The organism is Brevundimonas sp. M1A4_2e (genome assembly GCF_053345555.1).
Genome location: NZ_JBKFAI010000002.1, coordinates 444018 through 459411 on the forward strand (window position 1 = coordinate 444018; position 15394 = coordinate 459411).

At 68.6% G+C, this 15394-nt stretch carries 17 protein-coding genes; 11 read left to right on the forward strand and 6 right to left on the reverse strand.

All coding sequences use genetic code 11. The annotated features are described in order from the left end of the window. Window positions 1-43: 43 nt before the first annotated feature. Window positions 44-646, reverse strand: coding sequence for a nitroreductase family protein (locus ACLBV5_RS06750; protein WP_447605184.1), 603 nt, complete (start codon window positions 644-646; stop codon window positions 44-46). Window positions 647-692: 46 nt separating this feature from the next. On the opposite strand from ACLBV5_RS06750, the gene ACLBV5_RS06755 reads away from it, so the two are divergent. The 3 genes from ACLBV5_RS06755 to ACLBV5_RS06765 all read left to right on the forward strand — a co-directional run bounded on the left by ACLBV5_RS06755 (window position 693) and on the right by ACLBV5_RS06765 (window position 2472). After that, window positions 693-1322 (forward strand): NUDIX domain-containing protein, encoded by a 630-nt coding sequence (locus tag ACLBV5_RS06755; protein WP_447605185.1) that lies wholly within the window; start codon window positions 693-695, stop codon window positions 1320-1322. A 28-nt stretch (window positions 1323-1350) separates the two neighbouring features. After that, window positions 1351-2172, forward strand: a complete 822-nt coding sequence (cysE, locus tag ACLBV5_RS06760) for a serine O-acetyltransferase (protein ID WP_447605186.1) — start codon at window positions 1351-1353, stop codon at window positions 2170-2172. Between the two features lie 90 nt (window positions 2173-2262). Then, complete coding sequence (locus ACLBV5_RS06765; RefSeq protein ID WP_003167318.1) at window positions 2263-2472, forward strand: DUF3126 family protein; 210 nt, start codon at window positions 2263-2265, stop codon at window positions 2470-2472. 79 nt (window positions 2473-2551) lie between these two features. On the opposite strand, the gene ACLBV5_RS06770 is transcribed toward ACLBV5_RS06765, so the two are convergent. Next, a complete protein-coding gene (locus tag ACLBV5_RS06770) occupies window positions 2552-3076 on the reverse strand; it encodes a hypothetical protein (protein ID WP_447605187.1) in 525 nt (174 codons plus the stop codon). An 81-nt stretch (window positions 3077-3157) separates the two neighbouring features. Here ACLBV5_RS06770 and ACLBV5_RS06775 point away from each other — a divergent pair, with 81 nt between their 5' ends. Further along, the gene (locus tag ACLBV5_RS06775; RefSeq protein WP_025977567.1) at window positions 3158-4024 is read left to right on the forward strand and encodes a 50S ribosomal protein L11 methyltransferase; all 867 of its coding nucleotides are present in this window, start codon (window positions 3158-3160) and stop codon (window positions 4022-4024) included. Window positions 4025-4226: 202 nt separating this feature from the next. Beyond that, window positions 4227-6050: an aminopeptidase P family protein gene (locus tag ACLBV5_RS06780; RefSeq protein ID WP_447605188.1), complete on the forward strand. Its 1824-nt coding sequence runs from the start codon at window positions 4227-4229 to the stop codon at window positions 6048-6050. 81 nt (window positions 6051-6131) lie between these two features. On the opposite strand, the gene ACLBV5_RS06785 is transcribed toward ACLBV5_RS06780, so the two are convergent. Both ACLBV5_RS06785 and ligA read right to left on the reverse strand, forming a co-directional pair. Further along, a complete protein-coding gene (locus ACLBV5_RS06785) occupies window positions 6132-6554 on the reverse strand; it encodes a DUF2147 domain-containing protein (protein ID WP_278069334.1) in 423 nt (140 codons plus the stop codon). 168 nt (window positions 6555-6722) lie between these two features. After that, on the reverse strand, window positions 6723-9050 hold the full coding sequence (gene ligA, locus ACLBV5_RS06790) for an NAD-dependent DNA ligase LigA (RefSeq protein WP_447605189.1): 2328 nt from the start codon (window positions 9048-9050) through the stop codon (window positions 6723-6725). A gap of 133 nt (window positions 9051-9183) precedes the next feature. Here ligA and ACLBV5_RS06795 point away from each other — a divergent pair, with 133 nt between their 5' ends. The 3 genes from ACLBV5_RS06795 to ACLBV5_RS06805 all read left to right on the forward strand — a co-directional run bounded on the left by ACLBV5_RS06795 (window position 9184) and on the right by ACLBV5_RS06805 (window position 11375). Further along, complete coding sequence (locus tag ACLBV5_RS06795) at window positions 9184-10149, forward strand: M20/M25/M40 family metallo-hydrolase (RefSeq protein ID WP_134581310.1); 966 nt, start codon at window positions 9184-9186, stop codon at window positions 10147-10149. A gap of 90 nt (window positions 10150-10239) precedes the next feature. Continuing rightward, a complete protein-coding gene (locus ACLBV5_RS06800; RefSeq protein ID WP_447605190.1) occupies window positions 10240-10863 on the forward strand; it encodes a methyltransferase family protein in 624 nt (207 codons plus the stop codon). Beyond that, on the forward strand, window positions 10860-11375 hold the full coding sequence (locus ACLBV5_RS06805) for a hypothetical protein (protein ID WP_029972565.1): 516 nt from the start codon (window positions 10860-10862) through the stop codon (window positions 11373-11375). Before ACLBV5_RS06800 ends, ACLBV5_RS06805 begins: the two co-directional genes overlap by 4 nt. Before the next feature lie 135 nt (window positions 11376-11510). Here the strand turns inward: ACLBV5_RS06805 and ACLBV5_RS06810 are convergent, their stop codons facing one another. After that, window positions 11511-11975, reverse strand: coding sequence for a peptidylprolyl isomerase (locus ACLBV5_RS06810; protein WP_003167307.1), 465 nt, complete (start codon window positions 11973-11975; stop codon window positions 11511-11513). A gap of 80 nt (window positions 11976-12055) precedes the next feature. Here ACLBV5_RS06810 and ACLBV5_RS06815 point away from each other — a divergent pair, with 80 nt between their 5' ends. Then, the gene (locus tag ACLBV5_RS06815; RefSeq protein WP_303692477.1) at window positions 12056-12778 is read left to right on the forward strand and encodes an RlmE family RNA methyltransferase; all 723 of its coding nucleotides are present in this window, start codon (window positions 12056-12058) and stop codon (window positions 12776-12778) included. Here ACLBV5_RS06815 and ACLBV5_RS06820 read toward each other — a convergent pair. Next, complete coding sequence (locus ACLBV5_RS06820) at window positions 12775-13341, reverse strand: DUF2061 domain-containing protein (RefSeq protein ID WP_447605191.1); 567 nt, start codon at window positions 13339-13341, stop codon at window positions 12775-12777. The two genes, ACLBV5_RS06815 and ACLBV5_RS06820, sit on opposite strands and share 4 nt — an antisense overlap. 128 nt (window positions 13342-13469) lie before the next feature. Here ACLBV5_RS06820 and guaB point away from each other — a divergent pair, with 128 nt between their 5' ends. Next, the gene (gene guaB, locus ACLBV5_RS06825; protein ID WP_253122408.1) at window positions 13470-14930 is read left to right on the forward strand and encodes an IMP dehydrogenase; all 1461 of its coding nucleotides are present in this window, start codon (window positions 13470-13472) and stop codon (window positions 14928-14930) included. 65 nt (window positions 14931-14995) lie between these two features. Next, a complete protein-coding gene (locus ACLBV5_RS06830) occupies window positions 14996-15394 on the forward strand; it encodes an MAPEG family protein (RefSeq protein ID WP_134581307.1) in 399 nt (132 codons plus the stop codon).

Genomic DNA, 15394 nt, shown 5'->3' on the forward strand with positions numbered 1-15394 from the left:
CTCGCTGCGCGAGCCACCTTCTCCCACAGGGGGAGAAGGGGCGTTACGGCCGCCGCGTCACCTTGTGCGCCAGGTTGGGGCGGGGGCGCTCCAGCGGGGGCTCGGACAGGGAGCCGACGTGGATGAAGCCGGCGATGCTTTCGCCGTCCTCGACGCCGAACAGGGCGACGGCGGCGGGGTCGTAGGCATACCAGTCGGTGATCCAGCTGGCGCAGTAGCCCAGGGCGTTGGCCGCGTGCTCAAGGTTCATGCAGACGGCGCCGGCGGACAGCTGCTGCTCCCACACCGGGACCTTGTGACCCTGAATGGGGGTCGAGACGACCAGAATGGTCAGCGGCGGGTTGGCCAGCTTGGCCAGGGAGGCGACCTCCTTGCCGGTGCGGTTCTGGGTCTCGCCCAGCACGGCGAGGGCCTCGGACAGTTCGGCGCGGCTCTGGGGGCCAAGGATGACGAAGCGCCAGGGGAACAGCTTGCCGTGGTCGGGCGTGCGGGCGCCCAGGAGCAGGATCTGCTCGACCTCGGCGTCCGAGGGGCCGGGCAGGCTCAGCAGCTGGGCCGAGGCCGAGCGGCGCACGGTCAGGCGCGCCAGCAGCTCTTGCGAACGGACGGGCAGGGGCAGGGGGGCGGACAGGTCTGACGGGCTCATGGCCGCTTAGCTAGGATTTCCCGGCCTCCGGCGCCATAGCAGGGGGATGAGCAAGATCCGCGACATCAAGCCCCGCTGGGCCGAGGGCCTGCCCCAGACGCCGCCGTGGCGCAGTCTGGGGACGAGCGTGATCGTCGATACGCCCTGGATGCAGGTGACGCGCCATCCAGCCGTGGCGCCGACGGGGGCGGATGCGGACTATATGGTCATGCGGCCCAAGAATGTCGGCACGGGCGTGCTGCCGCTGCATGACGACGGGACGGTCAGCCTGGTCGGGCAGCACCGCTTCGCCCTGATGCGCTACTCCTGGGAGATGCCCGAGGGCGGGGCGCCGCAGGGCGAAGACCCGTTCGAGGCCGTGAAGCGCGAACTGGCCGAGGAGGCGGGGCTGACGGCGCAGCACTGGCGCGCGGCGCTGGACGTGGACCTGTCCAACTCCATCACCGACGAGCGGGCGATGACCTGGGTGGCCTGGGGGCTTGAGATGACCGAGACGGCGCCGGACGCGACGGAGGTCTTTCTGTCGGCGCGCGTGCCCTTTGGCGAACTGATGGCCGAGATCGCGCGCGGCGCGGTGCGCGACAGCCTGACGGTGGCGACGGCTTACCGCGCCTACCATATGGCCCGGGAGGGCGAACTGCCCGCCGCGCTGGCGCGTTCCATGCTGGGCGCGTAAGATCGCCGCCGAACGCGAAGGAAGCCTGATGGCCAAGCTGGAAGTCGTGCCGCAACAGCCGGACCTGTGGGCGCAGTTGCGCGCCGCAGCCCAGGACGCTGCGCGCGAGGAGCCTCGCCTGGCGTCGCAGCTGAACGCCGTGGTGCTGGCGCACGATGATTTCGCGGGGGCGCTGAGCTTCCAGATCGCGCGCAAGCTGGGCGATGCGGAACTGGGCGCCATGACGGTGCGCGAGGTAGCCCTGTCGGCCTTCGCCGCCGATCCGGGCATCGTGGCCGCCGCCGAGGCCGACCTGAAGGCGGTGCAGGAGCGCGATCCGGCGATCCGGTCGCTGTTGCAGCCCTTCATGTATTTCAAGGGGTTCCAGGCGTTGCAGGCCTGGCGCGTGGCGCACTGGCTGTGGGCCCAGGACCGCGACACCCTGGCGTTTCACTTCCAGAGCCGGATCTCGGAGCTGTTCCAACTGGACATCCACCCGGCGGCGCGGATCGGCTCGGGCGTCTTCCTGGACCACGGCACGGGCATCGTCATCGGCGAGACGGCGGTGATCGGCGACGAAGTGTCGATGCTGCACGCCGTGACCCTGGGCGGGACCGGGGCCGAGCGCGGCGATCGCCATCCGAAGATCGGGCGCGGCGTCCTGCTGGGCGCCGGGGCCAAGGTGCTGGGCAACATCACGGTCGGCGACTACGCCAAGGTGGCGTCCGGCTCGGTGGTGCTGAAGCCCGTCCCGGCGGGCTGCACCGTGGCGGGGGTGCCTGCGCGGCTGGTCAACTGCCCCACCGACGCCACGCCGGCGCGGACCATGGACCATACGCTGTCCGACATCGTCTATGACTTCGTGATCTGAGACTCTGCTGTGGGCTGATCCTGTCCGGGCTTCCAATCGGCAGACGGCTTCTCTACCCTTCGCGGCCAACGAGTTGAACGAGGCTACCCCGTGACCGAGAACGATCTGAAGCGCGTCGAGACGCACCTGAAGCGCACCTTCAACCACGGCGGCATCAAGGTGAAGGGCCGCAAGGTGGCCGATTCCGCCGAAGTCTATGTCGACGACGAGTTCATCGGCGTGGTGTTCGAGGATGAAGACGAAGCCGGTTCCTACATGTTCGAAATGGCGATCCTGGCGGAAGACCTGCCGCCGGCCTGAGGCCCGCCTGACGACGTGAATTGAAAAAGGCCGGAGAGGGCGTCCTCTCCGGCCTTTTTTCTTGGCGCTCAGCGCCGGATCACAAACCGAACAGACGGGCGAAGAAGCCCTTCTTCTTTTCGGGGGCGGGCGTGTCGACTGGCTTCACCGGCTCGACCGCCGCAGCGGCGGCGGCGGGCGCCGTGGCCTGAACGGGGGGCTCGACCGGGGCGGCGACGGCCGCGACGGCCGGCTCGGCCCTGGCCTCTGAAGCGGACGGCGCGGCTTTCACGGCGGGCTTGGCTGCGGGGGCCTTCTTCGGCGCTGCAGCCTTCTTGGGCGCGGCGTCCTTGGCGGCGGCCGTCTTCGCGGTCTTGGCGGCCGCCGGCTTCTTGGCCGGAGCGGCCTTGGCGGTCGTCGCCTTGGCTGCGGCGGGCTTGGCCTTGGGCTCAGCCTTGGGTGCGGCCGCCTTGGCGGGAGCCTTGGTCGCCGCGGCGGCCTTTACGGTCTTGGGCTTGGCGTCAGCTTTTGTCGCTGCGGCGCTCGACTTTGCCGCTGGTTTCGGCTTGGAAGCGACAGAAGCCGCTTTCGCGGCAGGTTTCGTCTCAGACGGTGCTTTGGCCATAAACTCCCCGACCCCTCGTTGGACGCGGGCGTGTGATCCAAGCCCGCACTGGCGATTCGTTATTATAACGGTGTTTGAAAAATGTCCGAATCCGCAGTTCAGGTGATCGCCCGCGGCGACCGCGCCCCGGCCGAGGCCGCCGCCGCCGCCATCGACGCCAACCCCCTGCTGGAAGGCGCCACCTACTCGATCCTGGAAGAGGATGAGGACAAGGAAATCTGGCGCATCGACGCCTTCCCGACCAGCGACGAGGAAGCCGAAGGCATCGCCGAGATCCTGCGCGCCACCCCGGGCCTGGAAGTGGTGGTCGAGAAGCTGGCGGACGCCGACTGGCTGGCCATGAGCCTGTCGGGCCTGCCGCCGGTCGAGGCGGGGCGCTTCTTCGTCTATGGCGCGCACGATCAGGGCAAGATTCCCGAGGGCCGGGTCAATCTGAAGATCGACGCAGGCGCCGCCTTCGGCACCGGCCACCACGGCACGACGGTCGGCTGCCTGGAGGCCTTCGACAAGCTGCTGGAAACAGAGAGCTTCGAAAAGGTGCTGGACGTCGGCTGCGGCACGGGCGTGCTGGCCATCGCGGCGGCCAAGACCGGCTCGCCCATCGCCGTCGGCACGGACATCGACGAGCCCTCAGCTCGCATCGCCAATGAGAATGCGGCGATCAACGACGCCAAATGCGAGTTCTATTTCGCCGACGGCCTGAGCGACGCGCGCATCGCCCAGCACGCGCCCTATGATCTGGTGTTCGCCAACATTCTGGCCGCGCCGCTGGTGTTCCTGGCGCCCGAGATCGCCGGGGCGCTGAAGTCGGGCGGGGTGGCGATCCTGTCGGGCCTGCTGCGGACGCAGGAAGAGCGGATTCTGGAGGCCTATCTGCCGCTGGGCTTCGTGGTGGAGCAGACGATCCATCATGACGCGTGGAGCGCGCTGCAGCTGCGTAAGAAGTAGGCGCACCGATTCTCCCTCCCCGTCCCGGGGAGGGTGGTCGCGTAGCGACCGGGTGGGGAGGGCCTGGTGATCCTGGCCTCGGCGCTCGAATAGCCTTGCCGCCCCCACCCGGCCTCGCCTTTGGCTCAGCCACCCTCCCCGGGGCGAGGAGGGAGAATGTCTTGCCTCTCCTCAAACGCTGCAGGGAGAGTATATGGGCTTCATGCGCCAGACATTCGACGAAACCACCGATCCGTCCTTCGGGGCCAAGCACCTGCCTCTGCTCCGCGCGGAGATGGCCAAGCAGGGCCTCGACGGCCTGTTGGTCCCGCACGAGGACGAGCATCAGAACGAATATCTGCCCGACGCCAATGAGCGGCTGGCCTGGGTCAGCGGCTTTACCGGCTCGGCCGGGGCGGGCGTGGTGCTGATGGACAAGGCGGCGGTCTTCGTCGACGGCCGCTATACGGTGCAGGCCAAGGCCCAAACGGACGAGGCCCTGTTCGAGCGGCAGCCGCTGAATGCGCTGGCCGACTGGCTGGCGGCTGTGCCGGCGGGGTCGGTAATCGGCTATGATCCGCGGCTGCACAGCCCCGATGCGCTGGCGACGCTGAAACGCGCGGTCGAGAAGGCCGGGGCGACGCTGAAGGCGGTCAAGGCCAATCCGATCGATCTGGCCTGGGGCGACGCTCGCCCGGCCCAGCCGCAGGCGCCGGTAGTCCCGCACGAGGATCACTATTCCGGCGAAGACGCCGCGTCCAAGCGCGCCCGCATCGGCAAGGCCATCCGTGATGCCGGGGCCGAGGCCGCCGTGCTGACGGCGCCGTCGTCGCTGGCCTGGCTGTTCAACATTCGCGGCGGCGACGTGATCCGCACGCCGCTGCCGCTGGGCCAGGCGGTGGTGAAGGCGGACGGGACCGCCAGCGTCTTCCTCGATCCCGCCAAGGTGACCAACGAACTGCCCGGCTGGCTGGGCGACGCCGTGACGCTGGAGGCGCCCGAGGCGCTGCCGGGCGCGCTGGACGCCCTGTCGGGGCGCAAGGTGCTGATCGACCCGGCCGTGTCGTCGGCCTGGTATTTCGACCGGCTGGAAGCGGCGGGCGCCGAAATCGTGCGCGGCATGGACCCCTGCGCCCTGCCGCGCGCCTGCAAGAACGCCGTCGAGATCGAGGGCGCCCGTCAGGCGCACATCCGCGACGGCGCGGCCCTGACCCGCTTCCTGCATTGGGTCGATACGGTCGCGCAGAAGGAACTGCCCGACGAGCGGGCGGTGGTCGAGGCGCTGGAAGGCTTCCGCGAGGCGACCGGCATGCTGAAGGACCTGTCGTTCGACACCATCGCCGGGGTCGGGCCGAACGGCGCCCTGCCGCACTACAAGCCGGTCGGGGCCAAGATTCGGCCGATGGAGACGGGCTCGCTGCTGCTGGTGGACGGCGGCGGCCAGTATCTGGACGGGACCACGGACGTGACCCGCACCATGGCCATCGGCGAGGGCGCGGCCGATCAGCGCCGGATGTTCACCCTGGTGCTGAAGGGCCATATCGCCATGGCGGTGATCCGCTTCCCCGCCGGGACCAGCGGGCGTCAGCTGGACGCCATCGCGCGCCAGCCGCTGTGGAATGCGGGCTTCGACTTCGATCACGGCACAGGGCACGGGGTGGGGTCGTATCTGGGCGTCCACGAAGGGCCGCAGCGCATCGCCGGCTGGGGCACCGACCAGCCGCTGCTGACCGGGATGATCCTGTCGAACGAGCCGGGCTATTACCGTGAGGGCAAGTGGGGCATCCGCATCGAGACGCTGCAGGTCGTCACGGAGCCGACGCAGGTTCCGGGCGGCGAGCGGCCGATGCACGGCTTCGAGCAGCTGACGCTGGCTCCGCTGGATCGCAAGCTGATCGACACAGCGCTGCTGACGGCGGACGAGCGGGCCTATGTCGACGCCTATCATGCCGAGGTTCTGGCCAAGGTCGGGCCTCTGCTGGCTGAGGGCGTGCAGAAGGACGAGGCGGCGCTGGAGTGGCTGAAGGCGCAGACGGCGCCGCTGTAAGGCGAGCGCGCAAGCGTGGATATGAAGACGCCTCCCTCGCGATCGCGGGGGAGACGTTTTTCGTTGGCCTGTGCGCCTCGATTACTGGACGCGGGTCCAGGTCTGGGTCTTGCACAGCGGGGCGACGATGCAGCCGCGCAGGCGCAGCGTATTGTCGTTGGTCAGGGTGATGGTCCCGCGATAGGTCCCGCCGTCCTCGGGATTGTAGACGCTGCCGCCGCGCCACTCGGTCGGGCCGCCGGTGAAGCCCGACAGCATCCGCAGGCCGCGTAAGGGACGGTCGCGCAGGGAGGCGTCCTTGTTGCGAGCGTCGCGGGCGTTCGGATCGGCGCGGATGTGGCTGGAGGTGACGAGCGTGCCGCACAGGGCCTGGCCGCAGCGCTCGATGCGCACCTGGCCGCCATTGGTCGGGGTCTGCCACAGGCCGGTCGGGTCGCTGGCGAGCGCGGGAGAAGCGAGGGCGGCGGCGGCGACGGCGAGCGCCGTCAGGACGGAGGTCTTCATCGGCGTTTTCCTTCTGACGGATCGTTGAGCCGATCCCTTGGCCGGAGGGTGATCCGGGTTTCGGACGGAAACAAGGCCGAAATCTTGAAGTTCGCCAAAGGATTACATGACCTCAGGTCAAGATTTCTTCGCGCGCGTTCTCCTCCCCATTCCATGGGGAGGAAAGCGTCAGCCGCCGATCAGCGCCAGCCACTCGTCCTCGGTCAGGACGGCGACGCCGTGTTTTTCGGCGTCCTTCAGCTTGGACCCGGCGCCGGGTCCGGCGACGACGTAGTCGGTTTTCTTGGACACCGAGCCCGAGACCTTGGCGCCGAGGCTCTCGGCGCGGGCCTTCGCTTCGTCGCGGGTGAAGCGTTCCAGCGAGCCGGTGAAGACCACGGTCTTGCCCGCCACCGGGCTGTCGGTCGTGGGGGCGGCCACGTCCTCGACGCGCTCGAGCTCGGCCAGCAGGGCGTCGACGACCTGGAGGTTGTGCGGCTCGTGGAAGAAGTGGGCCAGGGCCTCGGCGGCGACCGGGCCGACGCCGGAGACGCCGGCGATCTGGTTCAGCATTTCGGACGGGCCTTCGTTGCGCGCGACGGCGGCCCAGCGGGTGAGGTCGCTCCAGCCGTCCGAGATTTCCGCCAGCGAGCGGCGGGCGGGGGCGGCCATGCCGGGGAAGGCGAGGGCGATCTTCTGATCCATCGGCGCTTCGGGCCAGGGATCGTCGGCGGCGGGGCGGGCGTCAGCCATCAGGCCCAGGACGCGGGGCGAAATGGCGTGGGTCGCGGCCAGCGTCTTCCAGTCGTCGCTGGCCAGGCCATCGGCGGCGGCCATGCAGGCGCCCTGGAAGGCGGTCCAGCTGCCGAAGGCGCGGGCCAGGACGAGCGAGGTCTGTTCGCCGATCTCTCGCACGCCCAGGCCGAAGATCAGGCGGTCCAGGCTGATGACGCGGCGCGCGTCGATCCCGGCGATCAGGTTGCCGACGCTGGTCTCGCCATAGCCGTCTTCGGCGCGCAGCAGGGCCAGCTTCTGCTCGTCGCGGGCGAGGCGGAAGATGTCGGCGGGCTCCTTGATCCAGCCGCGCGCGTGGAAGGCAATCAGCTGCTTTTCGCCGAGGCCCTCGATGTCGAAGGCGCGGCGGCTGACGAAGTGCTTGAGGCGCTCGACGATCTGGGCGTCGCAGATCAGGCCGCCGGTGCAGCGGCGCTTGACCTCGTCCCCCTCGCGCACGGCTTCGGAGCCGCAGACGGGGCAGACGGTGGGGAAGACGTAAGGGACGGCGCCGTCGGGGCGCAGGGTTTCGACCACGCCGACGATCTGGGGGATGACGTCGCCGGCGCGTTGCAGGACGACGGTGTCGCCGATGCGCACGTCCTTGCGGGCGATCTCGTCCTCGTTGTGCAGGGTGGCGTTGCGGACCACGACGCCGCCGACAGTGACGGGATGCAGGCGGGCGACGGGGGTCAGGGAGCCGGTGCGGCCGACCTGAATGTCGATGCCTTCCAGAACGGTCGTCGCCTGTTGCGCCGGGAATTTGTGAGCGATGGCCCAGCGGGGACTGCGGGCGATGAAGCCGAGGCGCTGCTGCCAGTCCAGCCGGTCGACCTTATAGACCACGCCGTCGATGTCGTAACCGAGGCGGCTGCGGTCGGCCTCCAGCGCCTGATAGACGCCGATCAGGCCTTCGGCGCCCTCGACGCGGGCCGAGCGGTCGTTGACCTGAAAGCCCCAGCTGCGGAAGGCCTCCAGCGCGCCGTGTTGCGTCTCGGCGAAGGGTGCGGAGGTCTCGCCCCAGGCGTAGGCGAAGAAGGTTAGGGGGCGCAGGGCCGTGATCTTGGGGTCTTTCTGACGCAGCGACCCGGCGGCGAAGTTGCGGGGGTTAGCGTAGGTGCGGCGGCCCTCAGCCTCGGCCGCCGCGTTGAAGGCGTCGAAGGCGGCGTTGGGGGCGTAGACCTCGCCGCGGATCTCGATCACGTCGGGCCAGCCGGAGCCGGCCAGGGTCTGGGGAATGGCGGCGATGGTGCGCAGATTGGCGGTCACGTCCTCGCCGGTCTTGCCGTCGCCGCGCGTGGCGCCCTGAACCAGAACGCCCTTTTCGTAGCGCAGGCTGGCGGACAAGCCGTCGATCTTGGGCTCGGCGACGAAGGCGATCGGCTCATCGCCCGGCAGCTTCAGGAAGCGCGCGATGCGGGCCACGAAGTCACGCACCTCGCCGTCGTCGAAGGCGTTGTCCAGCGACAGCATGGGCACGCCGTGGCGGACCTCGGCGAACTGGGTCGAGACGGGGGCGCCGACGCGCTGGGACGGGGAGACGGGGCTAGAGAGGGCCGGGAAGGCGGCTTCGATGGCCAGGGCGCGGCGCTTCAGGTCGTCATAGTCGGCGTCGGAAATCTCGGGCGCGGCGTTGGCGTAGTAGAGGGCGTCGTGACGCGCCAGTTCAGCCGACAGGCGGTCCAGTTCCTCGCGCGCCCGGGCTTCGGTCAGGGTTTCGACAGGCGGGAAGAGATCGGACATGAGAATCGCAGGAAGTCGGCAAAGGCGGAAGGGGTTCCTTATCACCCTGCCGCCGCCATGACAGAAACGTAATCTGACGCAGCGGCCCGGGGCCGCTAGCGTCGCGCCTCAAAGATTCCTGCCGGAGCCCTCCATGCGTCCTGTCCTCGCCAGCCTGTCCGTGATCGCCGCCGCCCTGACGCTGGCCGCCTGTGAGACGACGACCGCGCCTGTGGTCGAGACGCCTGCGGTCGCGGCGTCGCCCTCGGTCGATTACGCCCAGTTGATGGAGGACCTGCGCATCCTGTCGGCCGACGACATGCAGGGGCGCGACACCGGTTCGGAGGGCGGGGCCAAGGCGCGCGCCTACATCGTCGGGCGGTTGGAGGCGCTGGGCGTCCAGCCCTCGCCGATGGGGCGGCTGCAGCCGTGGGAGATGCAGGGGCGGACGCGCGAAGGGACCAAGACCTTCAGCGGGACCAACATCATCGGCGTGATCCCCGGCACGCGGGTGGGCGACAAATACATCGTCGTGACCGCCCACTATGACCATGTGGGCGTCAACGACGGCCAGATCTTCAACGGGGCGGACGACAACGCCTCGGGCGTGGCGACCATGCTGGAGCTGGCCAGACGGCTGAAGGCCAACCCGCCCGAACACAGCGTGCTGATCGTGGCTCTGGACGGCGAGGAGCGAGGCCTGCTGGGCGCCAAGCATTTCGTCGAGGCGCCGCCGGTGCCGCTGCACGCCATCGCGATGAACCTGAACTTCGACATGACGGCGCGGGCCGACAGCGACGGCAAGCTGTGGGTGACGGGGACGTATCAGCATCCCTATTTCCGCCCGGTGCTGGATCAGGTGGCGGCGCGTCCGAACGTGGCGTTGGCCTTCGGCAAGGACACGCCTCAGGATGAGGGCGCCGACAACTGGGTCGAGGCGTCGGATCACGCCGCCTTCCACCGCGCGGGGCTGCCGTTCCTCTATTTTGGGGTGAACTATCACCCGGACTATCACCGCCCCAGCGACGACTTCGAGAAGATCAACCCGGCGGTGTTCCAGGACTCGACCGAGCTGGCCATCGCCGGCTTCCGGGCGCTGGACCGGTGGCTGGATCAGTGACGGCTGTCGCAAAACACTTGCAAAGATAGGCCTTGAATCCGCCGTCAGAGCGGCGTTCTGTCGCAGCCTCAGCAGTCGAGGAATACAGTGATGTCGGCGACGCAAGGGTTTGACCTTCAACGGGTGCAGAAACTGCGCAAGGCGGCGCTGCTGGTCGGATTGATCGGCGTGGTCGGGCTGGCCTTCGTCAGCCGGTCCATCGGCGGCGAGACCATGCTGCACGAGGGGGTGGAGGCGTTCGGCCTGGGCCTGATCGTCGTCTGCATCGTCGGGCGCGCCTGGTGCTCCCTCTATATCGGCGGACGCAAGAAGGCCGAGATCGTGGATCGCGGACCCTATTCGATCAGCCGCAACCCGCTGTATGTCTTCAGCTTCATGGGGGCGTTCGGCGTGGGCGCGCAGACGGGCAGCGTGACGCTGGCGACCGTCTTCCTGCTGCTGACGGTGGCGGTCTTCTACGCCACGGTGAAGCGCGAGGAGGCCTGGCTGGCGGGCGCCTTCGGCCAGACCTATGCGGACTATTGCGCGCGGACGCCGCGTTTCGGGCCGGACTTCTCCAAATGGCGCGACGCCGACAGCCTGGAGGTGCGGCCGCAGTTCTTCCTGACGACCTTGCGTGACGGTCTGGTCTTCCTGCTGGCCGTGCCGCTGTTCGAGTCGGTCGAGCATCTTCAGGACATGGGCTGGCTGTCGACCCTGCTGCGTCTGCCATGAGGGCGTTGTCGATTCTGCTGGCGGGGGCCCTGGCCCTGACGGTCGCGGCCTGTGATCGGGGCGCCGTGCCTGACAAGGCTCCCTCGGCGACGGCGTTCAAGCACGACCTGCCCGAGGACGTGTCCGGTTACTACATCCCCACGACGGTGGTGCAGGTCGGCGACTGGCGGCTGCATCACCTGTTCATAGGGCAGGTTCCCGACTTCATGGCCTGGCGCGACGGTCAGCGCACGGCGGGGTTCGCGCCGATCATGATGGAGTTCGAGACGGGCGATAAGGCGCGGCGCACGCGGTTGATTCCGACGGCCTATGACGTGACCGAGGACCGGGTGCGGTTTGAGGCGTCGTCGCGCGAGCTGGGCGCGGTGTCGTTCGAAGGAGCGCTGGACCAGGGCGCGCTGGCGACGGCGCGGCGCAACCTGGGCGATCAGGGCGTGGTCCTGAAAGGACGGCTGAAGGTCGGGGACCGGACCTTCGACGGGGTGTCGATGCGGTGGTGGGCGGGGGACTGATCTTCTCCTCCCCATTTCATGGGGAGGTGGCGCGGCGCGTAGCGCCGTGACGGAGGGGCTGCCCGGTTCCGCTGTCGCAAGCCCCTCCACCACTTTGTGGTCCCCCTCCCCACGCCGTGGGGAGGAGATTTATGATCAGGCGACGGTCGCCTTGACGATCTTGCCCGGCGCGCGCGGGGGCTCGCCCTTGGGCAGGGCGTCGACGTGTTCCATGCCTTCGATCACTTCGCCCCAGACGGTGTACTGGCCGTCCAGGAAGCGGGCGTCGTCGAAGCAGATGAAGAACTGCGAGTTGGCGCTGTCCGGATTGGCGGTGCGGGCCATCGAGCAGACGCCGCGAACGTGGGGCTCTTTCGAGAATTCCTGCTTCAGGTTCGGCTTGGACGAACCCGAGGTGCCGGTGCCCGTCGGGTCGCCGCCCTGGGCCATGAAGCCCGGAATCACGCGGTGGAAGACCACGCCGTCGTAGAAGCCTTCCTTGGCCAGGTCGGTGATCTGCTTGACGTGGTTCGGCGCCAGATCGTCGCGCAGCTTGATGACGACGTTACGGTCTTCGCCGTCGCCGGTGTCCAGGGTGAAGGTCAGGGTTTGGTCGGCCATCGGGCGCTCCTTGAGGTTATGCGAGCCGGAATTGTGCGCGGGTCATAGCGGCTGAACGCCGTCAGGGCTATGTGGGAAGCATGAGTGAAGACGAAAAGCCCGCCGACAAGCCGCAGGAACGCCGCCGCATGGTGCGCCTGCCCACGGGCGGCACGGCGGCCGGCCGCAAGGTCGGCCAGAAGATCAAGACAGCCGACAAGAAGACGCTGTCCAGCCAGGCGTGGATCAAGCGTCAACTGTCGGACCAGTGGTCCGAGCGCGCCCGCGCAGAGGGCTGGCGCAGCCGCGCCGCCTTCAAGCTGATGGAGATCGACGACAGGTATCGGCTGATCAAGCGCGGCTCGCGGGTCATCGACCTGGGCGCGGCGCCGGGCGGCTGGGTGCAGGTGGCGCTGGATCGCGGCGCGGCGGCGGTGGCGGGCGTGGACCTGCTGATGATCGAGCCGATTCCGGGCGCGACGCTGATTCAGGCCGACTTCACCGATCCGGGGGTGGATCAGCAGATGCTGGACGCCATCGGCGGGCCGCCGGACCTGGTGCTGTCTGACATGGCGCACAACACCATCGGCCACCGCCAGACGGACCACCTGAAGATCATCGCCCTGATCGAGATCGCGGCCGATTTCGCCATCCGCACGCTGAGGCCGGGCGGGAACTTCGTGTCGAAGAACTTCCAGGGCGGCGACGCCGGCGGGGTGCTGACGCGCCTGCGCGAAGAGTTCGAGACGGTGAAATACGTGAAGCCGGAGTCGAGCCGAAAGGGCAGCGCCGAGGTCTTCCTGGTGGCGCTGAACAAGCGCTAGGCCGACGCGCCTTCCGCCTCGGCCGCAGCGCGCCGGGCGGCTTTTTTCGCTTCGGCGCGTGTCCACAGGCGGTCGTGCAGGGTGAAGAAGACCGTCTGCACCAGAGGCTCGATCGTGCCGATGGCCAGGGCGATGCGGATGTCGCGCGTCAGGGCGAAGGCCACCAGCACCGCGACGGCGAAGTGCATGACTCCGTAGGTGACGGTTTTCAACGCCACCTGCTTCAGGTTGCGGGGCAGGGCGTGGCTGTGTCCGTGGCCGTGGTGGTTGTGGGCGCGGTTCTGCTCGTGCGCGTCCATCAGCTCCAGACGGGCGGTGAAGGCCTCGACCGTCTCTTCCACCCCGGACAGCATCTTGCGGCGCTCGACCCGGTGCCAGACGCGGTCGTGGATCGAATAGGCGATGGTCTGGAAGATCGGCTCGACCACCCCGACCGCCAGCGCCAGCCGCCAGTCGCGCGTCAGGGCGAAGGCCACCAGGATCGCCACGATCAGGTGCATGGCGCCGTAGCTCGCAATCTTGAGAGCCAGCTCCCGCGCCGTGTTGATCAAGATGCGAACCATTATCGCGCAATGCGTCCCTTCGCCGCCCGTTTCAAGGCAATTCCTCTTATATGGACGATAGCGCGGGCTTGGGGTTGCGGTTCCCCGCCAACGGGGGCTATACGCGGCCCGCAAAATGGAGGCTCCAAATGGAGATACGCGAAGGCCTAACCTTCGATGACGTTTTGCTCGAACCCGGTCCGTCCGAGGTCATGCCCGCTGATGTCGATGTCTCGACCCAGCTGACGCGCGAAATCAGATTGAACATCCCGCTGCTGTCGTCCGCCATGGACACGGTGACGGAAAGCCGCCTGGCGATCGCCATGGCGCAGGCGGGCGGCCTGGGCGTGCTGCACCGGAACATGACCATCGACGAGCAGGCCGAAGAGGTCCGCGCCGTCAAACGCTATGAAAGCGGCATGGTGGTGAACCCGGTCACGGTCGCCCCCGACACGACGCTGGGCGAAGTGCTGCAGATCGTTGAACGCAAGAAGATCACCGGCTTCCCCGTGGTCGATCCCAAGAGCGGCAAGCTGGTCGGGATGCTGACCAACCGCGACATGCGCTTCGAGACGGACCTGAACCTCAAGGCCGCCGATCTGATGACCACCGGCGAGCTGATCACCCTGCGCGAAGGCTCGGCCGGGCGCGAGGCGGCGCGCGAACTGCTGCGCACGCGCAAGATCGAGCGGGTCATCGTGGTGGACGACGCCTATCGCGCCGTCGGCCTGATCACCATGAAGGACATCCAGAAGGCCCAGGCCTTCCCCAACGCCTGCAAGGACGAGCAGGGCCGCCTGCGCGTCGGCGCCGCCTCGACCGTCGGCGACGCCGGGTTCGAGCGCGCCATGGCGCTGGCCGATGCGGGCGCCGACGTGGTGGTGATCGACACCGCCCACGGCCACTCGGCCTCGGTCGCCCAGGTGGTCGAGCGCATCAAGCGCGAGAACAACCGCGTCCAGATCATCGCCGGCAACGTCGCCACCTATGACGCCACGCGCGCCCTGATCGACGCGGGCGCCGATGCGGTGAAGGTCGGCATCGGGCCGGGCAGCATCTGCACCACCCGCATCGTCGCGGGCGTGGGCGTGCCGCAGCTGACGGCCATCGTCGACGCCGCCCGCGCGGCGCAAGGCACGGGCGCTTCGGTCATCGCCGACGGCGGCATCAAGTTCTCGGGCGATCTGGCCAAGGCCATCGCGGCGGGCGCCAATGTCGCCATGATGGGCTCGATGTTCGCAGGCACCGACGAAAGCCCCGGCGAGGTCTTCCTGTACCAGGGCCGGTCCTACAAGTCGTATCGCGGCATGGGCTCGGTGGGCGCCATGGCGCGCGGCTCGGCCGACCGCTACTTCCAGAAGGAAGTCTCGTCCGAGAAGCTGGTCCCCGAGGGCATCGAGGGCCAGACCCCTTACAAGGGGCCGATCGCCCCGGTGGTGCACCAGCTGGTCGGGGGGCTGCGCGCTTCGATGGGTTATGTCGGCGGCGCCACCATCGCGGACTTCCAGGAGCGCGCGCGCTTCGTCCGCATCACCAATGCGGGCCTTCGTGAAAGCCACGTCCACGACGTGATGATCACGCGCGAGGCGCCGAACTATCGTCAGGGCTGACCTGATCCGCTCCCGGCCCCGGTCGGGAGCGGTTTTGTTTTGGGCTAGCGACACAGGAGAAGAGCGTGACCACTGAACTCACCTATCTGGCGGCGACGCTGGTGCTGGCCCTGGTGCAGATCTTCCTGCCCGCCTTCGCCCGAACGCGCGAGTTCGGCCTGTCGTGGAACGCCGGGGCGCGGGACGAAACGCCCGCAGCCAAGAGCCCCGTCGTCGGCCGTCTGGAGCGGGCCCAGACCAATCTGTTCGAGACCCTGCCGCTGTTCATCGGCGCCGTGCTGATCGCCCAGATGGCGGATCGGACCGGCGCGCTGACGGCGTGGGGCGCAGGCCTCTACTTCTGGGCGCGCGTCGCCTATATCCCGCTGTACGCCCTGGGCGTTCCCTATATCCGGTCGCTGGTGTGGCTGGTCTCGCTTGCGGGACTGGCGCTGTGCCTTCTGGCCCTTTTCATCCGAGTCTGA

Excerpts from the sequence above, each read along its gene's own strand:
- ACLBV5_RS06775 (WP_025977567.1), top strand. The coding sequence starts at position 3,158 with ATGTCCGAATCCGCAGTTCAGGTGATCGCCCGCGGCGACCGCGCCCCG.
- ACLBV5_RS06785 (WP_278069334.1), bottom strand. The coding sequence starts at position 6,554 with ATGAAGACCTCCGTCCTGACGGCGCTCGCCGTCGCCGCCGCCGCCCTC.
- ACLBV5_RS06810 (WP_003167307.1), bottom strand. The coding sequence starts at position 11,975 with ATGGCCGACCAAACCCTGACCTTCACCCTGGACACCGGCGACGGCGAA.
- ligA (WP_447605189.1), bottom strand. The coding sequence starts at position 9,050 with ATGTCCGATCTCTTCCCGCCTGTCGAAACCCTGACCGAAGCCCGGGCG.
- ACLBV5_RS06755 (WP_447605185.1), top strand. The coding sequence starts at position 693 with ATGAGCAAGATCCGCGACATCAAGCCCCGCTGGGCCGAGGGCCTGCCC.
- cysE (WP_447605186.1), top strand. The coding sequence starts at position 1,351 with ATGGCCAAGCTGGAAGTCGTGCCGCAACAGCCGGACCTGTGGGCGCAG.
- ACLBV5_RS06770 (WP_447605187.1), bottom strand. The coding sequence starts at position 3,076 with ATGGCCAAAGCACCGTCTGAGACGAAACCTGCCGCGAAAGCGGCTTCT.
- guaB (WP_253122408.1), top strand. The coding sequence starts at position 13,470 with ATGGAGATACGCGAAGGCCTAACCTTCGATGACGTTTTGCTCGAACCC.
- ACLBV5_RS06780 (WP_447605188.1), top strand. The coding sequence starts at position 4,227 with ATGCGCCAGACATTCGACGAAACCACCGATCCGTCCTTCGGGGCCAAG.
- ACLBV5_RS06795 (WP_134581310.1), top strand. The coding sequence starts at position 9,184 with ATGCGTCCTGTCCTCGCCAGCCTGTCCGTGATCGCCGCCGCCCTGACG.
- ACLBV5_RS06805 (WP_029972565.1), top strand. The coding sequence starts at position 10,860 with ATGAGGGCGTTGTCGATTCTGCTGGCGGGGGCCCTGGCCCTGACGGTC.
- ACLBV5_RS06820 (WP_447605191.1), bottom strand. The coding sequence starts at position 13,341 with ATGGTTCGCATCTTGATCAACACGGCGCGGGAGCTGGCTCTCAAGATT.
- ACLBV5_RS06800 (WP_447605190.1), top strand. The coding sequence starts at position 10,240 with ATGTCGGCGACGCAAGGGTTTGACCTTCAACGGGTGCAGAAACTGCGC.
- ACLBV5_RS06750 (WP_447605184.1), bottom strand. The coding sequence starts at position 646 with ATGAGCCCGTCAGACCTGTCCGCCCCCCTGCCCCTGCCCGTCCGTTCG.
- ACLBV5_RS06815 (WP_303692477.1), top strand. The coding sequence starts at position 12,056 with ATGAGTGAAGACGAAAAGCCCGCCGACAAGCCGCAGGAACGCCGCCGC.